The sequence below is a fragment of the Salipiger marinus genome (genome assembly GCF_035481585.1).
Classification (GTDB): Bacteria; Pseudomonadota; Alphaproteobacteria; order Rhodobacterales; family Rhodobacteraceae; genus Salipiger; species Salipiger marinus.
Map to the genome: position 1 here is coordinate 76851 of NZ_JAYKSL010000006.1, position 18856 is coordinate 95706.

15 protein-coding genes are annotated in these 18856 nt (G+C 67.8%); 8 read left to right on the plus strand and 7 right to left on the minus strand.

Features of this window, described 5'->3' with window-relative positions; genetic code table 11:
* Positions 1-10 precede the first annotated feature (10 nt).
* From VK682_RS09825 to VK682_RS09855, 7 genes are all read right to left on the minus strand, one after another.
* Positions 11-2464, minus strand: a complete 2454-nt coding sequence (locus VK682_RS09825) for a DUF3772 domain-containing protein (RefSeq protein WP_324781736.1) — start codon at positions 2462-2464, stop codon at positions 11-13.
* A complete protein-coding gene (locus VK682_RS09830; protein WP_089847435.1) occupies positions 2461-3495 on the minus strand; it encodes a cysteine synthase A in 1035 nt (344 codons plus the stop codon). Before VK682_RS09830 ends, VK682_RS09825 begins: the two co-directional genes overlap by 4 nt.
* A gap of 70 nt (positions 3496-3565) precedes the next feature.
* The gene (locus VK682_RS09835) at positions 3566-4657 is read right to left on the minus strand and encodes an NUDIX domain-containing protein (protein WP_324781737.1); all 1092 of its coding nucleotides are present in this window, start codon (positions 4655-4657) and stop codon (positions 3566-3568) included.
* Positions 4658-4660: 3 nt separating this feature from the next.
* Positions 4661-5101, minus strand: coding sequence for a TrgA family protein (locus VK682_RS09840; protein WP_230794347.1), 441 nt, complete (start codon positions 5099-5101; stop codon positions 4661-4663).
* A 106-nt stretch (positions 5102-5207) separates the two neighbouring features.
* A complete protein-coding gene (locus tag VK682_RS09845; protein ID WP_324781738.1) occupies positions 5208-6629 on the minus strand; it encodes a cryptochrome/photolyase family protein in 1422 nt (473 codons plus the stop codon).
* A 55-nt stretch (positions 6630-6684) separates the two neighbouring features.
* Positions 6685-7884 (minus strand): aminotransferase class V-fold PLP-dependent enzyme, encoded by a 1200-nt coding sequence (locus VK682_RS09850; protein ID WP_230794345.1) that lies wholly within the window; start codon positions 7882-7884, stop codon positions 6685-6687.
* Positions 7885-8058: 174 nt separating this feature from the next.
* The gene (locus VK682_RS09855) at positions 8059-9705 is read right to left on the minus strand and encodes a BCCT family transporter (protein WP_230794344.1); all 1647 of its coding nucleotides are present in this window, start codon (positions 9703-9705) and stop codon (positions 8059-8061) included.
* Between the two features lie 453 nt (positions 9706-10158).
* Here VK682_RS09855 and VK682_RS09860 point away from each other — a divergent pair, with 453 nt between their 5' ends.
* From VK682_RS09860 to VK682_RS09895, 8 genes are all read left to right on the plus strand, one after another.
* The gene (locus tag VK682_RS09860) at positions 10159-11298 is read left to right on the plus strand and encodes a glycosyltransferase (RefSeq protein WP_230794343.1); all 1140 of its coding nucleotides are present in this window, start codon (positions 10159-10161) and stop codon (positions 11296-11298) included.
* A 176-nt stretch (positions 11299-11474) separates the two neighbouring features.
* Complete coding sequence (locus VK682_RS09865; RefSeq protein ID WP_230794342.1) at positions 11475-12617, plus strand: acyl-CoA dehydrogenase family protein; 1143 nt, start codon at positions 11475-11477, stop codon at positions 12615-12617.
* A complete protein-coding gene (locus tag VK682_RS09870; protein WP_230794341.1) occupies positions 12614-13672 on the plus strand; it encodes an enoyl-CoA hydratase/isomerase family protein in 1059 nt (352 codons plus the stop codon). The genes VK682_RS09865 and VK682_RS09870 overlap by 4 nt, the downstream gene beginning before the upstream one ends.
* Entirely contained in the window at positions 13669-14541 is an 873-nt protein-coding gene (gene mmsB, locus VK682_RS09875; RefSeq protein ID WP_230794340.1) for a 3-hydroxyisobutyrate dehydrogenase, read from the plus strand. The genes VK682_RS09870 and mmsB overlap by 4 nt, the downstream gene beginning before the upstream one ends.
* 167 nt (positions 14542-14708) lie before the next feature.
* Positions 14709-15341: a DsbA family oxidoreductase gene (locus VK682_RS09880; RefSeq protein ID WP_230794339.1), complete on the plus strand. Its 633-nt coding sequence runs from the start codon at positions 14709-14711 to the stop codon at positions 15339-15341.
* A 151-nt stretch (positions 15342-15492) separates the two neighbouring features.
* On the plus strand, positions 15493-16752 hold the full coding sequence (locus VK682_RS09885; RefSeq protein ID WP_089847282.1) for a multidrug effflux MFS transporter: 1260 nt from the start codon (positions 15493-15495) through the stop codon (positions 16750-16752).
* A gap of 163 nt (positions 16753-16915) precedes the next feature.
* Positions 16916-18130, plus strand: a complete 1215-nt coding sequence (locus VK682_RS09890) for an NADP-dependent isocitrate dehydrogenase (protein WP_230794338.1) — start codon at positions 16916-16918, stop codon at positions 18128-18130.
* A 102-nt stretch (positions 18131-18232) separates the two neighbouring features.
* Positions 18233-18850 (plus strand): YitT family protein, encoded by a 618-nt coding sequence (locus tag VK682_RS09895; RefSeq protein WP_230794337.1) that lies wholly within the window; start codon positions 18233-18235, stop codon positions 18848-18850.
* Positions 18851-18856 lie beyond the last annotated feature (6 nt).

An 18856-nucleotide genomic window follows, 5' to 3' on the forward strand; every position in this document is an offset into this window, starting at 1 on the left:
CAGTCCTTTCTCAGCGTCCGTCGCCACCATCTTCGGGGCCGACAAAATGCGTCTCCGAAATCCCGGCAGAGGGATCCCGCCCGGATCCCTGCGGCGCGGTGGCGGCAGCGGCGGTGGGTTCGGGATCCTGCGTGGCAGGCGCGGGCGGCGTGGCCCGCGCGCGATCATACAGCGTTTCGGGATTGCGCAGCCAGATGTCGCGCTGCGCAAACGGGATCTCGATGCCTTCCTCGGTGAAGCGCTGCGCGATCATGTGGTTGAAATCGCTGAGCACGTTCAGCTTTTCGCCCACGTCACGGATGATGGCGCGGATCTCGAATTCCAGCCCGTCGGGGCCGAAGCGCGCAAGCACCACCGAAGGTTCGGGATTCATCAGCACCATGTCATGCTCCCGCGCGATGCGGCGCAGGATCTGCTCCACCTTGCGGGTGTCGGTGCCATAGGCCACGCCCACGGTGGCAAAGACCCGCCCCACCACATTGCCCCGGGTGTAGTTGGTGACGGTGCCAGAGACAAAATCCGAATTGGGCACGATCACATCGGTGCGGTCGAAGGTCTCGATCCGGGTGGAGCGGACAGAGATGTCCTTGACGATGCCCATGTTGCCGCCGACCTCGATCCAGTCGCCCTGACTGATGGGCCGTTCGATCAGCAGGATGATGCCGGAGACGAAATTGGACACGATGTTCTGCAGGCCAAAACCGATGCCCACCGACAGCGCCCCCGCCACGATGGCCAGCGACGACAGGTCGATCCCGGCGGCGGTGATGGCGATGACGGCGGCGATGAAGATCCCGACATAGCCCAGCCCCGAGACGACGGCATTCTGCCCGCCCAGATCCAGCCGGGTGCGCGGCAGCACCGAACTGCGCAGCCCGCCCTGCAGGAGCCGGGTGGCAAGGAACCCCACCCCGAACACCGCCACCATGGTCAGGAAGCTGGTGGGCGAAATCCGGGTGTCGCCCAGTACGAAACCTTCGCGGAAGCGCGTCCAGATCTCCAGCAGGTCGGCGGTCCGCGCCCCCCAGATCAGCGCAAGGCCCGGCAGGGCCAGCAGCATCAGCGCAAAGCCCGCGAGCACCGGCACCAGACTGTCGCTGTCCTCGGCGCGCTTGCCGCTGACCAGCGTGTAGACGTCGTTGACGAAGCGCTGCAGCACCAGCACCAGCGCCAGCAGCGCCAGCGTCTGGATGGCCGGATAGACCATCGCGTCGCCCACGGCGTTATAGCCGATGGCCGCCATGACCGGACCCGCCAGCGCCAGCAGCATCGCGGCCCGCCCCAGCAGCCGCGCCACCTGCTGGCGCAGGCTCGGCGGCGGGGTCTCTTCGCCTTCGGCCTGCGGTTCGCGCAGCAGGGTCAGGATATGGCCCAGCCGGAACAGCATCAGCGCACAGAGCAGCAGCACCGGGAAATCCAGCACCGCCATGGTGGCGGTGGTGAAGTTGTAAAGCTCTCCCAGCGTTTCGCCCACGTCGCGCAGCACGAAAAGCACCGCCAGAACCGAGGCGTAAAGCCATGCCTCGGTGCGCTGCCGGTCGGCCAGCGGCACGGTGGCCACCTCCGGATCGCGGTTGAAACTCTGCTCGGCCAGCCAGCGGATATACAGCAGCAGGAAGGTCCATGCGGGCAGCATCTGCAGCAGTTCGCTGCCCTGCGTCCCCGGCAGATCCGAGGTCTGCACCGCCGCCACCAGCAACATAACCCCGGCCAGCGGCACAAGGATGCCGCCCAGCGACACGAAGAACCGCCAGACGCCTGTGCCCCTCCGGGTGCTGGCGCGCAGCCTTTCGCCAAAGCCCCGCATCACGCGCGGGCCGCGGATCACCAGAAGTCCCGCCAGCGCCAGCAGCAGCAGGATCAGCGGCAGGCTTTCCCGCGCCTCCGCCAGTTTCACCTCCGAAGCCAGATCGCGCCGGATCTCGTCAAAAAGCGAGCTTCCGGCGGACAGCACCTCTTCGAGCGCCGCAGGCCAGAGCTGCGGGTTGAGCGGGGTCGGCCCCAGCGTCAGCAGCGCGTCGGTCTGGCGGGTCCGGATCATCGTGTCGATCTGGCGGATGATGCCATCGGCGCGGGTATAGGCTTCCTGCGCGCGCAGCCCCGGCGCCTGCAGTTCTGCCAGCTGCGCGTTCAGGTTTTCGCGGCGGGTGGCGATGTCCTCGGGTTCGGTCTCGCCCTCGGCGGGCACCGGCCCCAGCGCATCGATCTGCGCCTGCAGCGTGTCGATGCGGGGGGCGTTGATGCCCTGCCCGCTCAGGAACCGTTCGCGCCAGTCCACCACGGACTGGCGCAGCCCTTCGAGCGCGCTGTCGGTGGCGTCATTGTCGCCCAGCACCTGTTCGGCGCGGGTCGCCACCTCATCCCACGCGCCATAATCCAGATCCTCGCTCTGCGCGAAGGCCACACCTGCAAGCAGCACCAGCGCTGCCAGCCCCCCCAGACAACGGCGAAGGATCAGGCTCATGCGTCCTCGAACACACCCGGAATGGAGGCAGGGGCGCGGTCAAGCCATGACGGCACCGGCAGGTTGCGCGCCTGCAGGAAATCAGGGTTGAACAGCTTCGACTGGTAGCGGTTGCCGTAGTCGCACAGGATGGTGACGATGGTATGGCCCGGCCCCATCTCCTGCGCCATGCGGATGGCCCCCGCGACGTTGATCCCGGACGAGCCGCCAAGGCACAGCCCCTCTTCGGAGAGCAGGTCGAACACGATGGGCAGCGCTTCTTCGTCGGGCACCTGACAGGCGAAATCCGGGGTGAAGCCTTCAAGGTTGGCGGTGATGCGCCCCTGTCCGATGCCCTCGGTGATCGACTCGCCTTCGGATTTCAGCTCTCCGGTGGTGTAATAGCTGTAAAGTGCGGCCCCCATCGGATCGGCGAGGCCGACCTTCACGCCCTTGGGCTGCAGCGCCATGCCGACCCCTGCCAGCGTGCCGCCCGACCCCACCGCGCAGACAAAGCCATCGACCTTGCCGCCGGTCTGGTCCCAGATCTCGGGGCCGGTGCCTTCGATATGGGCGAGCCGGTTCGCGACGTTGTCGAACTGGTTGGCCCAGATCGCGCCATGCTTTTCGGTCTTGGCCAGCTCTTCGGCCAGCCGCCCGGAATAGCGGACATAGTTGTTGGGATTGCGATAGGGGGCGGCAGGCACCTGCACAAGTTCGGCGCCCGCAAGCCGCAGCATGTCCTTCTTTTCCTGACTCTGGGTTTCAGGAATGACGATCACGGTGCGGAACCCCATGGAGGCGCCAACCAGCGCCAGCCCGATGCCGGTATTGCCCGCCGTGCCCTCGACGATGGTGCCGCCCGGTTCCAGCAGGCCGCGTTCGACCGCGTCGCGGATGATCCAGAGCGCGGCGCGGTCCTTGACCGACTGGCCCGGATTCATGAACTCCGCCTTGCCAAGGATGGTGCATCCCGTCATCTCGCTGGCTTTCTTCAGCCGGATGAGCGGCGTGTTGCCGACCGCCTGAGCCAGATCCTGTGCCACACGCATGGACATCTCCCGTTCCTCATAATCAGTTCAAGGTGTAGGGCGCGCCGGGCCCGAACTCAAGCGCCCGCGGTCAGGCAGCGGCGCGAAGCCGGGGCCGCGCCCGGGCCAGCCACAGGAGCATGGTCGCCAAGGGCGCCGCGTTGATCTCGCCGCTGTCGACCAGCGCCATGGCCTGATCGAAGGGGATCACATGGCTGCGGATATCCTCGTGTTCCTCGGCCAGGCCACCCAGGCCCGTGGCATGGCGGGAAAGGTCGCAAACCCCCAGAAAACAATGGAAATATTCCGTGCTATAACCGGGCGAGGCATAGACCTTCAGCATGGGTTCGGCATGGGCCAGGTCCAGCCCCGCCTCCTCGCGCGCCTCGCGCAGCGCACAGGCGGCGGGGTCTTCGCCCGCATCCACCAGCCCCGCCACCGGCTCCAGCATCCACGGGCGGCTGTCACCGCGCATCACGGGCCCGTAACGCAACTGTTCGATCAGCAGCACGCAGTCGGTGACCGGATCATAGGGCAGGATCAGCGCGGCATCATAGGCGATGAAGGCCTCGCGCCCCATGGGAGGGGACCATGTGCCGTCAAACCGGCGGTGGCGCAGATCGAAGCGGCGCAGCCGGAAAAAGCCTTCATGCCCGGGATGGTCCGCCACGATCTCTACCGCGTCGCGCCCCGGATCGCCGCGCAGCGTGGCGGGCGCGGTCTGCTGGCCCAGCACCTGCGCCCATGCCCGCGCCGTCAAGAACGGGCGCAGCCCGGCGATGCGCGCGGGATCGCTGTCGGCGGGCTGCGCCATGACCGCGCGCGTGGCGGCTGTGGCCAGATCGCCCCAGCGCGCACCCCATGCCGCCGCGTCCCAATGCGGCGCCGTCGACGGTGCCACCCATGCCAGCGCCTGCCTGCCGTCGCTCAGGCGCAGGTCGTCCAGCTTGTCCTTGGCCAGATAGAAGCACAGCCGCGCCACATCCTCGGCGCTGGCCGCAAGCCGCGCGCCGGGGGCAGTGGCGCCGGGATCGGGGCTCAGCAGCGGCAGGTCGGCGGGATCGCCCGACCAGCGCAGGGAATGATCGGGAAGATCGGCGGGCCGCAGATCGGCCGGTCGGCCCAGCACATGGCAGAGCAGCGGCGCATGGGTCAGCGCCCCGTGAAGAAAGATGTCGGGCAAGGATTACCTCCAGTGGCGGGCGGCCAGTTCGACCAGCAGACCGGTCACGACCGCGCCCCCCAGCATGAGCAGAAAGAACTCCGCATCCAGCAGATGGCCGCCAAATTCCAGCGCGATTTCGAAGATGGCGGAAAACGCCTCCATCGGGCCGTCATAGCGGTGCCGCATGGCAAGGCGCACCATCTCGTTGGTGGCCTGAACCAGAAGCGCCAGCAGCACCAGCGCGGCGGTGGCGGTCAGCGCATGGGACTGCGTGCTTGCCACCCCCCGCCCGGCGCGCGGCCCAAGGATCAGCCAGCCGCAGAGCCAGCCCAGACCCATAGTCACCCATGTGAAATAGCCGAACCCCGTGCCCTCCGGCATCAGGGTCTTGACCTCTTCAGAGCCAAGATACCCCAGCGCCGCAAGGCAGAGCGCGGCGATCAGACGTGCGGCGGTGGTCATGGCGGACAAACGGCCTCTGGCTGCGGAACATGGGGCCAGCTAACGCGGCACGGGGCCGCTCTGCAAGGGCGGGCGCGGCACGGGGCGGCGGCGCCCCCGCACGGGTCTAGAACTCGCGGGTCTCGTAGGCGTGCAGCGCCGCCTGCCGCCCCTCGTCAGTGCCGACGATGGGCCGGGGATAGGGATCCTGCGGCGACAGGCCCCAGGATCGCGGCACCGCCTCGAAATAATCCAGCGCGGTCTGTGGCGGGGTGCGCTGCCCCTCGGCCAGCCAGCGTTTCAGATAGGCGTTGTCGGGGTCGAATTTCTTCTGCTGCGTCTCGGGGTTGAAGACGCGGAAATAGGGCGCGGCATCGGGCCCCGATCCTGCCACCCACTGCCACCCCAGCGCGTTGGAGGCCGGATCCCAGTCCACCAGACAGTCCTCGAACCAGTCGAGCCCAATTTTCCAATGGATCATCATGTGCTTGGTCAGGTAGCTCGCCACGATCATCCGGGCGCGGTTGTGCATCCGCCCGGTCACATACATCTCGCGCAGCGCCGCATCGACCACGGCCATGCCGGTGCGCGCCTGCTGCCATGCCGTCACCTCGCGCAGGCGGCGGTCGGTGCGCCACGGAAAGCCGCCCCATTCCTCGCGCCAGTTGTCGGTCAGCAGCCGGGGCGTGTGCCACATCAGGTGATAGGAGAACTCGCGCCAGACCAGTTCCTTGAGGAAATGCTCCGCCCCCGCCTTGCCCTCGGCCATGGCGCGCAGCCCGACATGCCAGAGCCGCGCCGGGCTGATCTCGCCAAGGCTCAGATATTCGGACATGCCCGAGGTCGCGTCCTCGGCCAGAAGATCGCGGTCCTGCTTGTAGGCGTCGATGCGATGCGCGGCGAACTGGCCAAGCTTGGCCTGCGCCGCCGCCTCTCCGGGCTGGACATGTTTCGCCAGCACGGCGGCACCCCGGTTCATGGCGGCGCCAAGCTGCCAGTCGTCCAGCGCCGCGCTGTCGGGCCAGGTCGCGGGCGCGGGCAGATGCGCGGGGGCAGCTGCTGGCTCGGGCACCTCGCGGTCCTTCACCGCGCGCCACATCGGGCTGTAAACCTTGTAATAGCCGCCCTGCTGGGTCTCCACATCCCATGGCTCGAACAGCAGATGCCCGGCAAAGCTGCGCGCCTCGATCCCGGCCTCCTTGAGGGCGGATTTCACGTCGGTGTCGCGCTCCACCGAGGCCGGGTCATAGGCGCGCATCCAGTAGACGGCGCGCGCCCCGGTTGCGGCCACCAGCGCCGGGATCACCTCGCGCGCGGGGCCCGCCCGCAGGATCAGCCGCGATCCTTTCTCCTCCAGCGCCTTGGCAAAGACCCGCAGCCCTTGGTCAAGCCGCCATTTGGGCGCGGTTCCCAGGCCGTCCACCGTGTGGTCGCGCAGGAAGACCGGGATCACCGGCCCGCCGCGCGCCACCGCCGCCGCCAGCGCCGCGTGGTCCGAAAGCCGCAGATCCCGGCGGATCCAGACGATGACGGGGGACTGCTCGCTCATGTTCAAACTCTCCGATGGCCTGCGTCAGGGCCTACGCAGGCCCCGGTCCGCTGGATCAAAGAACGGCGTCAAGCGCCGAAATCAGCTGAGAAATTTCCGCCTCGCTGGTGTAATGCGTGAAGGACAGCCGCAGCACGCCGCGCGCCGGATCGACCCCCAGCGCCTGCAGCGCGCGCACCGCGTAAAAATCGCCGCCCCCCGCCATGATGCCATGCGGCGCCAGCGCCGCCGCCAGCTCGGCGCCGGGCCGGTCCAGCGCCAGCGCGAAAGTGGGCGCGCGCCCTTCTGCCTGCGCCGGTCCCAGCAGCCGCAGATCGTTGCGCCCCGCCAGATAGTCCAGCAGCGGCCCGCTCAGCGCGATTTCCTGCGCGCGCATCAGCCCCGACACCTCGGCAGCCGACACGCCATGATGGGCGGCGAGCCCCTCGATATAATCGGCGATCCCGGCACAGGCCGCGACCTGCGCGTGATCGGGCCCGGCGGGGGTAAAGCGTTTGTACAGGCTGCCGCCGTTGAAGCTGTGCCCCTGATTGGGCAGCGCCTCGGCCAGCGCGCGGCGGATCAGCATCAGCCCCTGATGCGGGCCATAGGTCTTGTAGGCGGAAAACAGGTAAATGTCGGCGCCAAGCGCATCCATGTCGGGCAGTCCATGCGGCGCATAGCTGACCCCGTCTACACAGGTGAAGGCCCCCGCCGCATGGGCAAGCGCGGTGATCTCGGCCACCGGGTTGATCTCTGCCACCACGTTGGAACAGTGCGGGAAACAGACCAGCCGCACGTCGTCATCCAGAAGCGCCTCCAGATCGGCGGGATCCAGATGGCCGGTGCGCGGGTTCATCCGCCATTCGCGGATCTTGATGCCCTCCTCCGCCAGCCGCCGCCACGGGCCGGAATTGGCCTCGTGATCCTGATCGGTGACGATGATCACCTCGCCGGGGCGCATGAAGCGGCGGAAGGCCTGCGCCAGCACATAGGTGTTCGCGGTGGTGGAGGGGCCGAAGCTCAGCTCGTCGGGCGCCACGTTCATCAGCCGCGCCAGCCGGCTGCGCGCCTCGTCCATCTCGGCCCCGCCCGCCTCGGAGGCGGCATAGGGCGCATAGGGCTGCACCTTGCGCTGCGTGTAAAAGCGCGTCAGCCGGTCGATCACCGGGCGGCAGGTGTAAGAGCCGCCCGCATTCTCAAAAAACGCCTGACCCTGCAGGGTCGGTTCTGAAAACGCGGGGAACTGCGCCCGCACATGTGTGAGATCCAGCATCTCTGACCCTTTCCGGCATGTTTCGCGCAGCAAAGCCGCGACAGGCGCGCGGGTCAAGACGGCGCGGAGATTCCGCAGCCGCCCCGCCGCAAGCCCGGGCTTTCGCAGCCCTTCGGGAACGGAAAACGGCGCGGCCCCGCAGGACCGCGCCGCCTGATCTTTCCTGGCTTCGGATCAGATACGGCGTTCCGCCTGCAAACCCTTCCAGATCGCGAAGCACATCACCAGCAGCACCAGCGTGAACGGCAGCCCGGTGGAGATCACCATGGATTGCAGCGATCCCAGACCGCCCGCCGACAGCAGCAGCACGATGGCCACGGCGCCTTCGAAGACGCACCAGAACACCCGCTGCGGCAGGGGCGCGTCGATCTTGCCCCCGGCGGTGATGGTGTCGATCACCAGCGAGCCGGAATCCGACGAGGTGACGAAGAACAGGATCACCAGCAGCACCGCCAGCACCGAGGTGATCTGCGACAGCGGCAGGCCCTCCAGCATCGCGAACAGCGACAGCGGCGGGTTGTAGCTGTCGATCACCTGCGCCTTGACCTGCGAGGTGGCCGGATCGCTCAGCACCTGATCGATGGCGACGCCCCCGAACACCGCCATCCACAGCACGCAGACAAGGCTCGGGATGATCAGCACGCAGGTCAGGAATTCGCGCACGGTGCGGCCGCGCGACACGCGGGCGATGAACATGCCCACGAACGGCGACCAGCTGATCCACCACGCCCAGTAGAAGGCGGTCCAGCCCTGCACGAAGCTGTCATCCTCGCGGCCCACCGGGTTCGACAGCGGCACGATCTCCTTCAGATAGGCGCCCAGACCCAGCGCGAAATCCGACAGGATCAGCAGGGTCGGCCCCGCGATCAGCACGAAGAGCAGCAGCAGCGTCGCCATCCCCATGTTGATCTCCGACAGCACCTTCACGCCGCCATCAAGGCCGCGCAGCACCGACACCAGCGCCACCGCGGTGATGCCGGAAATGATCGCCACCTGCTGCAGCGGCCCCATGGGCAGGCCGAAGACGTGGTTCAGACCGGCATTGACCTGCGACGCGCCCAGACCCAGCGAGGTGGCCAGACCGAAGAGCGTGGCAAACACCGCCAGCACGTCGATGACATGGCCCCACCAGCCCCAGACCCGTTCGCCAAGGATCGGATAGAAGGCCGAGCGGGTGGTCAGCGGCAGGCCCTTGTTGTAGGAAAACAGCGCCAGCGCCAGCGCCACCACGGCATAGATCGCCCAAGGATGCAGGCCCCAGTGGAAGATCGTCGCGGCGAGCCCCATTGTCTTGGCAGCAGCGACGTTTTCCGGGATCAGGCTGCCATCCTCGGCAAAGGGCGAGGGCACGCCAAGCGGCTCTGACACCGCCATGTGATAGACCGGCTCCAGCACGCCGAAGAACATGAGACCGATGCCCATGCCTGCGGCGAACAGCATCGCGAACCAGCCCAGATAGCTGTAATCGGGGCTTGCCTCCGCGCCGCCCAGCCGGACCTTGCCCAGAGGCGACACGATCAGCACCAGACAGAAGATGACGAACACGTTCGCCGCCGCCAGGAAGAACCAGTCAAAGGTCTTCGTGGCGAATGCGAACATCCAGTTGAAGGCCGCGCCCGACTGTTCGGGCAGCGCCAGCGTGTAGAAGACAAAAAGAACCACCGCGATGCCGGAAATCAGAAACACCGGGTTGTGGATGTCCAGCCCGAAGGGGCCGAACTTGCCTTCGTAATTGTCCTGACCGATCTCGTAATCGGTGTCGATGATCTGGGAGGCGCCTTCCGGAGCCGGAATGCCCTGATCGTCCGTGGTATCACTCATGCGCGTGACCTCCATCTGTTCCTCGTTGCTTGGGCGATGCGGTGCCTCGCCATAAGCGAAACTCCGCCGGGTGCGGCATCGGTTCCCGATTTTCTGGAACCTTCTGCACCATGCCCCGGGACCGCCGCGCGGCCCGCGTCGACTGCAGACCCGCGCCGGCGGATCCGCGCTTCGGCAAACTTTTGCCGATGACATCGCAGGCTCATGTCAGACTGCGCCCCGCAGCACAACCGCAAAGCCGCCGCCTGAAGGTTCAATACCGACAAAATGTCGTTTTTAGACCTCGTCCGCCGGACGCAGGCCAGAGCTTCGCCGGGGGCCCTCTTCCACCCGCCCCGGCGCAGGGTGCGCACCCCCCGCGCGACCCCGTGCGGTAGGCTCGCGGCCCCCGCAGGCTTGCACAGCCCCCGCCGCGCGGGCATGAAGACCGCGCCGCCACCGCCGGAGAAGGCCATGAAGACCTGCATCGTCACCTCGGATTACTTCGTCCCGGGCGAGACCTTCATCAACCGCCATATCGAACACCTGTTCGGCGGGCAGACCTGCGTGCTCTGCGGCAGGTTCGACGGGCAGAACCCGCTCGACAAGCCGGTCTTTGAACGCCGCGCCCGGCTTTCGGCGGCGGACAAGCTGCGCGCGCCCTTCGCCATGGGCTGGAACGCCGCCACCGAAGGCACCGGGCGGCTGCCCTTCGGCGACAACCGCCGCGCGCTGGTGGACTGGCTCCGTGCCCAGCAGGTCGAGGTGATCCTTGCCGAATTCGGCACGCAGGCGCTGGTGGTGGCCAAACTCGCGACCGAGCTTGGCCTGCCGGTCTTCAGCTATTTCCGCGGCACCGATGCCAGCCGCGCGCTGGGATCGCGGCAGCGGGTGCGCGCCTATCGCCGGATGATGCCCCGGCTCGACGGCATCTTCGCCGTCTCGCAGTTCCTGCTCGACAATCTCGCCCGCCACGGGGTCAGCCATCCCAACGCCCATGTCATCCCGTCGGGGGTCGACATCCGCCGCTTCGCGCCCGAGGCCAAGATCCCCGGATCCTGCCTCGCCGTGGGCCGCATGGTCGAGAAGAAGGCGCCGCAGATCACCCTGCGCGCCTTTGCCCGCGCCGCCGCCGACCGGCCCGGCCACCTGACCTTCGTGGGCGACGGCCCGCTGCTCGACAGCTGCCGCAGGCTTGCCGCCGAACTGGGCATGGCGGGCCGCGTCACCTTCACCGGCGCGCTGCCGCATGACGCGGTGCGCGCCCATCTCGCCACGACAGAGATTTTCCTCCAGCATTCGGTGACCGACCGCAACGGCAATACCGAAGGCCTGCCCACCGCCATTCAGGAGGCGATGGCCGCAGGCTGCATCCCGGTCTCCACCCGCCATGCCGGCATCCCCGAGGCGATCACCGAAGGCGAGAATGGCTTCATGGTGGCCGAACGCGACGAAGACGCCTTCGCCGACCGGCTGGCCCGCCTGCTGGACATGCCCGACCGCAGCGCCCTCGCCCGCGCCGCCCGCGCCACCGCCGAGACGCGCTTCGACAATGCCGTGCTGCTCGACCGGGTGGAGGCGCAGATCCGCGCGCGGGTTACAGCCCGCCGCTGACCTCCGCCCCCCGTTCTTCTTGGTAAAAATATCCCGGGGGAGTCGCCAGAGGCGACGGGGGCAGAGCCCCCTTTCTCCCCTGCTCGCCGCCCCCGCGACGCGACCGGGCCTTGCATCCTGCTCCGATTCCCCCCACCGTCTGAACAACTGTTCATTTCCGCGGGAAAGGGAGGCCCATGGAGTTTGCACTGACCGAGGAGCAGCAGGCGATCTTCGACATGGCGCGGGATTTTGGCCAGACCCGCATCGCGCCCTTCGCCCGGGACTGGGAGGCGGAGGGCAGCATTCCCCGCGATCTCTGGCCCGATCTGGCGGAACTGGGATTTGGCGGGCTTTATGTCGCCGAAGAGCATGGCGGCGCGGGGCTGACGCGGCTTGACGGCACGCTGGTGTTCGAGGCGCTGTCCATGGCCTGCCCTTCCGTGGCCGCCTTTTTGTCGATCCACAACATGTGCGCCCGGATGATCGACGCAAATGGCAGCACAGAGATGCGGGCGCGGGTGCTGCCCAAGGCCGTCGCCATGACCACGCTGCTCTCCTACTGCCTGACCGAACCGGGCTCGGGCTCGGATGCCGCGGCCCTGCGCAGCCGCGCGACCCCCACGCCCGAGGGCTACAGCCTGAGCGGGGCCAAGGCCTTCATCTCGGGGGGCGGCTATTCGGATGCCTATGTGGTGATGGCCCGCACCGGCGAGGACGGCCCGCGCGGCATCTCGGCGCTGCTGGTGGCGGCGGACACGCCCGGGCTTGGCTTTGGGGGGCTGGAGGACAAGATGGGCTGGCGGTCGCAGCCGACCCGCGCGCTGCAGTTCGACGACTGCGCGGTGCCCCGGGCCAACCTGCTGGGGCAGGAAGGCCATGGCTTCCGCTATGCCATGGCGGGGCTGGATGGCGGGCGGCTCAACATCGCGGCCTGTTCGCTGGGCGGCGCGCAGACCGCGCTTGACGCCACGCTGGCCTATATGCGCGACAGGCAGGCCTTCGGGCAGCGGCTCGACCAGTTTCAGGCGCTGCGGTTCCGGCTGGCCGAGGCAGAGATCCAGCTGCAGGCGGCGCGGGTGTTCCTGCGGCAGGCGGCGTGGAAGCTGGATACCGGCGCACCCGATGCCAGCACCTTCTGCGCCATGGCCAAGGCCTTTGTCACCGAAGCGGGCTGCCGGGTGGTGGATGACTGCCTGCAGCTGCATGGCGGCTATGGCTATCTGGCCGATTACGGCATCGAAAAGCTGGTGCGCGACCTGCGCGTGCACCGCATCCTTGAAGGCACCAATGAGATCATGCGCGTGCTGGTGGCGCGCAGTCTGGTGGCGCAGTCATGACCGATCTTGCCCTTCGCAAGGACGGCGCCTGCGGGCGCATCACCCTGACCCGGCCACAGGCGCTGAACGCGCTGAGCTGGGACATGTGCCTGCGGATCGAGGCGGCGCTGGACCGCTGGCGCACGGATCCGCAGGTGGCGCTGGTGCTGATCGAAGGCGAAGGCCCGCGCGCCTTCTGCGCGGGCGGCGACATCGCCGAGGTCTATCATCGCGCCCGCGCGGGCGACGTGGCGCATGCACAGGGCTTCTGGCGCGACGAATACCGGCTCAACGCCAAGATGGCGGAATATCCCAAGCCGCTTGTCAGTTTCCTGCACGGCTTTGTCATGGGCGGCGGCGTGGGCTTGGGCGGGCATTGCGCGCCGCGCATCGTGGGCGAGACAGCACAGGTCGCCATGCCGGAATGCGGCATCGGCTTCGTGCCGGATGTGGGCGGATCGTTTCTGCTGGCGCGGGCGCCGGGACGGCTGGGGCGGCATCTGGCGCTGACCGCCGCGCGCATGGGGCCGGGCGATGCGATCCATGCGGGCTTTGCCGATGTCTTTGTCCCCGAAGCGGGATGGGAGGCGCTGAAGGACGCGCTGGCGCGCACCGGCGATGTGGGTCTTGTGGCGCAGGCCGCAGAGCTGCCGCCCCCCAGCCCCATGGCCGAGGCGCAGGCCCGGATCGACGCGCTTTATGCGGGCGCGGATGTGGCGGCGATCGCTGCGGCGCTGGAGCGGTCGGAGGATCCGCTCGCGCCTGCGGCGCTGAAAGCGCTGCGCCGCAATTCGCCGCTGTCGATGGCGGTGACGCTGGCCATGCTCGACGCCTTGCAGGCAGCCCCCCATGATCTGCGCGCGGCGCTGCGACAGGAATACCGCGTGGCGCATCGCATTCTGGATCAGGGCGACATGCTGGAGGGCGTGCGCGCCGCGATCATCGACAAGGACCGCAGCCCCCGCTGGGCGGATGCGTTCGGCGCCGTGCCGCAAGATAAAGTGGCGGCGCTGCTGGCGCCGCTGGGAGCGGAGGAACTGGCGCTTCCGGCGCCTGACGGGGGAGAGACGGAATGAAGATCGCAGTCATCGGACTGGGCCATATGGGCGCGCCCATGGCCGCCAATCTGGTCGGCGCGGGCCATGAGGTGACAGGCTTCGACGCGGCGGGTGTCACGCTGGCGGGAGTGTCCCCCGCCCCCAGCGCCGCCGCCGCCGCCACAGGGGCAGAGGTGGTGCTGACCATGCTGCCCGATGGCGCCATCCTGCGCCGCGTCGCGGCAGAGGTGATCCCCGCCATGACGCCGGGGGCGGTGCTGCTGGACTGTTCCACCGTGGATGTGGACAGCGCCCGCGCCGTGGCGGCGCAGGCCGAGGCGGCGGGGCTGCTGGCGCTCGACGCGCCGGTGTCGGGCGGCGTGGGCGGGGCCAGCGCGGGCACGCTGACTTTCATGGTGGGCGGATCCGAGGCGGGCTTTGCCCGCTCCCGCCCGCTCTTCGAGGTCATGGGCCAGAAGGCGGTGTTCTGCGGCCCCTCGGGCAACGGGCAGGCCGCCAAGATCTGCAACAACATGATCCTTGGCGTCACCATGATCGCCACCTGCGAGGCTTTTGCGCTGGCCGACAAGCTGGGGCTGTCCCGGCAGGCGATGTATGACGTGGTCTCCACCTCCTCGGGGTCGTCATGGTCGATGAATGTCTACTGCCCTGCCCCCGGCGTCGGCCCCGCCTCGCCGGCGGATCGCGGCTATGTCCCCGGGTTTTCGGCGGATCTGATGCTGAAGGATCTGCGGCTGAGCCAGCAGGCGGCGGAACTGGCGGATGCCGACACCCCGATGGGCGCGCGGGCGGCGGATCTCTATCGCGTCTTTGTCGAGGAGGAGAACGGGCGCGGGCGCGATTTCTCCGCCATGCTGCCCCGGTTCGAACGGCGCGGGCGCAGCTGAGCAGGCGCTGTGCGGGCGGAAAGCCCGGCGGGGGCTCTGCCCCCCGTCGCGCGTGCCGCGCGCCGTCCCCCGGGATATTTGGAGCCAATGGAAACCGCAGAGCCGTGTGAGCGGCTGTCGCCTTCGCGGTGCGGGCCTGTTATGAGGGCCGAAATCCATGAGGTTCCATGACCACGCTCGACATCTTCTCCGACCCCATCTGTCCCTGGTGCTATATCGGCAAGGCGCTCTTGGACCGCGCGCTGCTGGAGGTGCCGGACCATCCGTTCACGCTGCGCTGGCGGCCCTTCCTTCTGAACCCCGCCATGCCCGCCGAGGGCATGGACCGCACCACCTATCTGGAGGGCAAGTTCGGCGGGCGCGCGGGCGCGCTCGAGGCCTATCGCCCGGTGCTGGAGATGGCCGAGGCGGCGGGGCTGGAGATCGATCTGGCCGCGATTTCCCGCACGCCCTCCTCGCTGGATGCGCAGCGGCTGATTCACTGGGCCGATATCGAAGGCGTGCAGACGGCGGTGGTGTCGAGCCTGTTCCGCGCCTATTTCCGCGAGGGCCGCGACATCGGCGACCGCGAGGTTCTGGGCGATGTCGCCGATGGCTGCGGCATGGATGCCGCGCTGGTGCAGCGGCTTCTGGCCTCTGACGCCGACCGCCGCGAGATCGTGGAGATGGATGCGGCGGCGCGCGGCATGGGGGTGACGGCAGTGCCCACCTTCGTGGTGGCGGGCCAGCATGCGGTGCCGGGCGCGCAGCCGACCGAGCTGTGGCTGCGGGTGATCGCCGAGCTGCGCGCGGCGGGCTGAAACGCGGAACGGACGGCATGCGTGGGGCGCAACCCGGAATTGCATGTCGAAAGCATGCTTTTTCGGTTCCCAGCGGCGCGGAAATTGGATAGCCCGGGGGCATCATTGCCCGTTGCCGCGCGCCGCGCCGCCCTGTTTCCTGAGGATCCCCATGACCGTCTCGCCACAGCCGCCCCGTGCGGCCGACACCCCGCCTGACGCGCCCCGCAAGGGGCCGGGCCGGGTGGAGTTCATCGCGCTGCTGGCGATGCTGTTCGCCTCCATCGCCTTTTCCATCGACGCCATGCTGCCCGCCCTGCCCGAGATCGGCGCGGCGCTGACGCCGGGGGATCTCAACCGCGCGCAGCTGGTGCTGACCAGCTTCGTGCTGGGCATGGGCATCGGCACGCTGTTCACCGGGCCGCTGTCGGACACGTTCGGGCGCAAGCCGGTGATCCTTGGCGGGCTGGCGCTTTATGTCGTCTCCGCGCTGGTCGCCGCTCAGGCCGAGACGCTGGAGGGGCTGCTGGGGGCGCGGCTGGTGCAGGGTCTGGGCGCTGCGGGGCCACGGGTCGTGGTGCTGGCCATCGTGCGCGACCTTTATTCCGGGCGCAACATGGCGCGGATCATGTCCTTTGTGATGATGGTCTTCACGCTGTTTCCGGCGCTGGCGCCCTCGCTGGGGGCGGTGATCATCGCGGGCACCGGCTGGCGCGGCGTGTTCTGGGCCTTCGTGCTGTTTGCCGGCATCGCCGCGCTGTGGCTGGGGCTGCGCCTGCCCGAGACGCTGCCGCGCGAGAGCCGCCGTCCGTTCCGGGCCCGCACGCTTTGGGCGGCAGTGCGGGAACTGCTGTCCCATCCGGTGGTGCGCATTTCCATCGGGGTGCAGGCGCTGTGTTCGGCCACGATGTTTTCCATGCTCTCCTCGGTGCAGCAGATCTATGACGTGACCTTTGGTCAGGGCGAATGGTTTCCGGTCTGGTTCGGTGTGGCGGCGGTGCTTGCCTCCTCCGCCAGCTTCGTGAACGCGCGGCTGGTGGGACGGCTGGGCATGCGCCGCATCGTGACCACGGTGCTGATGGTGCAGGTGGGTGTCTCTGCCGGGGCCATCGCGATCTTTGCCACCGGGCTCGGCGGTACGGCGGGGTTTGCAGTGTTCCTGATCTGGCAGGTGTCGGTGTTTTTCCAGATGGGCCTGACCATGGGCAACGTGAACGCCATCGCCATGGAGCCGGTGGGCCATATCGCGGGGCTCGCCTCGTCGGTGATCGGCGCGGTGGCCACGGTGCTGGCGGTGCTGATGGCGGTGCCGGTGGGGCTGATGTTCGACGGCACGCCGCTGCCGCTGGCCATCGGCATCTTTCTGGAAACCGCGCTGTCGCTGCTGCTGATGCTGCGCCTTGCCCGGCGCGAGGCGGTGCAGCCCGCCTGACCGGTGGGGCCTTCCGGGGCGGGCGTGACCCGTCCCGGGGGTCTGGCCGGGGGTCTGGCGACTCCCCTCACGCTTTCTGCATACGATTGTATGCAGATCTTTTCGCATCCGCAGAAATCGTTTAAACCAGAGACACGCGATTCACCCAGCGAAAGGGACACGCATGTCGAAGATCAAGGTCGATGCCCCCATTGTCGAGATGGACGGGGACGAGATGACCCGGATCATCTGGGATTTCATCAAGACGAAGCTGATCCTGCCCTATCTGGACGTGGATCTGCTGTATTACGATCTGTCGATCGAGGAACGCGACCGGACCGAGGACCAGATCACCATCGACGCCGCCGAAAAGACCAAAGAGGTTGGCGTGGCGGTGAAATGTGCCACCATCACCCCCGACGAGGCGCGGGTGGAGGAGTTCGGCCTCAAGAAGATGTGGAAATCGCCCAACGGCACCATCCGCAACATCCTTGGCGGCGTGGTCTTCCGCCAGCCGATCATCTGCCGCAACGTGCCGCGTCTGGTGCCGGGCTGGACCCGGCCCATCGTGATCGGGCGCCATGCCTTTGGCGACCAGTATCGCGCCACCGATTTCACCTTTCCCGGCGCGGGCAAGCTCAGCATGAAATTCGTGGGCGAGGATGGCACCGTCATCGAACGCGAGGTCTATGACGCGCCCTCTGCGGGCGTCTATATGGGCATGTACAACCTTGATGCCTCGATCACCGATTTTGCCCGCGCCTCGCTGAATTACGGGCTGACCATCGGCTGGCCGGTCTATCTGTCCACCAAGAACACCATCCTCAAGGCCTATGACGGGCGGTTCAAGGACATCTTCCAGAAGGTCTATGAGGAAGAGTTCGAGGCGGAGTTCAAGAAAAAGCGCATCTGGTACGAACACCGGCTGATCGACGACATGGTGGCCTGCGCGATGAAATGGAATGGCGGCTTTGTCTGGGCCACCAAGAATTACGATGGCGACGTGCAGTCCGACACGGTGGCGCAGGGCTTCGGCTCGCTGGGGCTGATGACCTCGCAGCTGATGACCCCCGATGGCCGCATCGTCGAGGCCGAGGCCGCCCATGGCACCGTCACCCGCCATTACCGCCAGCATCAGGCCGGGCAGCAGACCTCGACCAATTCCGTGGCCTCGATCTTTGCATGGACCGGCGGGCTGAAGCACCGCGCCAAGCTTGATGACAATGCCGCCTTGCTGCGCTTTGCCGAAACGCTGGAGAAGACCGTGGTGGATACGGTGGAATCGGGCTTCATGACCAAGGATCTGGCGCTGCTGGTGGGGCCGGACCAGAAATGGCTGACCACCACCGGCTTTCTCGACAAGGTCGATGCCAATCTGCAGAAGGCGCTTGGCGCCTGAGACCCGCGCGGCTGCCCGGAATCCGGGCAGCCGTGACCTGCGCGCGGCAGCGGCGCCGCGTCGGGGCTTGACCTTCGCCAGAAAGGTCAGCATCCCTGCCCCATGCAGCTTCTGGACACCGCCCCACCCGACCGCCACACGCTTTGGGAAGACGTGCATGGCATCCTGATCGGTACCACGCTGGTGGCGCTGTCCATCCAGTTCCTGCGCGCCACGGATCTGTTCACCGGACAGATCGCCGGGCTGGCGCTGGTGCTGTCCTATCCCACCGGCTGGCCCTTTGGCGCGATCTTCTTCCTGCTGAACCTGCCCTTCTACCTGCTGGCGGTGCGGCAGCTGGGCTGGCGCTTCACGCTGAAAAGCTTTGCCGCCGTGCTGCTGATGTCGGCCATGACCGATCTCATGCCGCTGGTGCTGACCGTGACGCTGCCGCCATGGCTGGCCGCGCCGCTTTTCGGGGTGCTGGCGGGGCTGGGCCTGCTGTCGCTGTTCCGCCATGGCGCGACGCTGGGCGGGGTCGGCATTGTCGGGCTCTGGCTGCAGGACACGCGCGGCATCAAGGCGGGGCATGTCCAGCTGGGCTTTGACCTTTGCGTCTTTGCCGGGGCGCTGTTCCTGTTCGCGCCCGCGCAGGTCGGCTGGTCGCTGCTGGGATCGGTGATCCTGAACGCGGTGATCCTGATCAACCACCGCCGCGACCGTTACATCGCCCGCTCCTGACTGGCG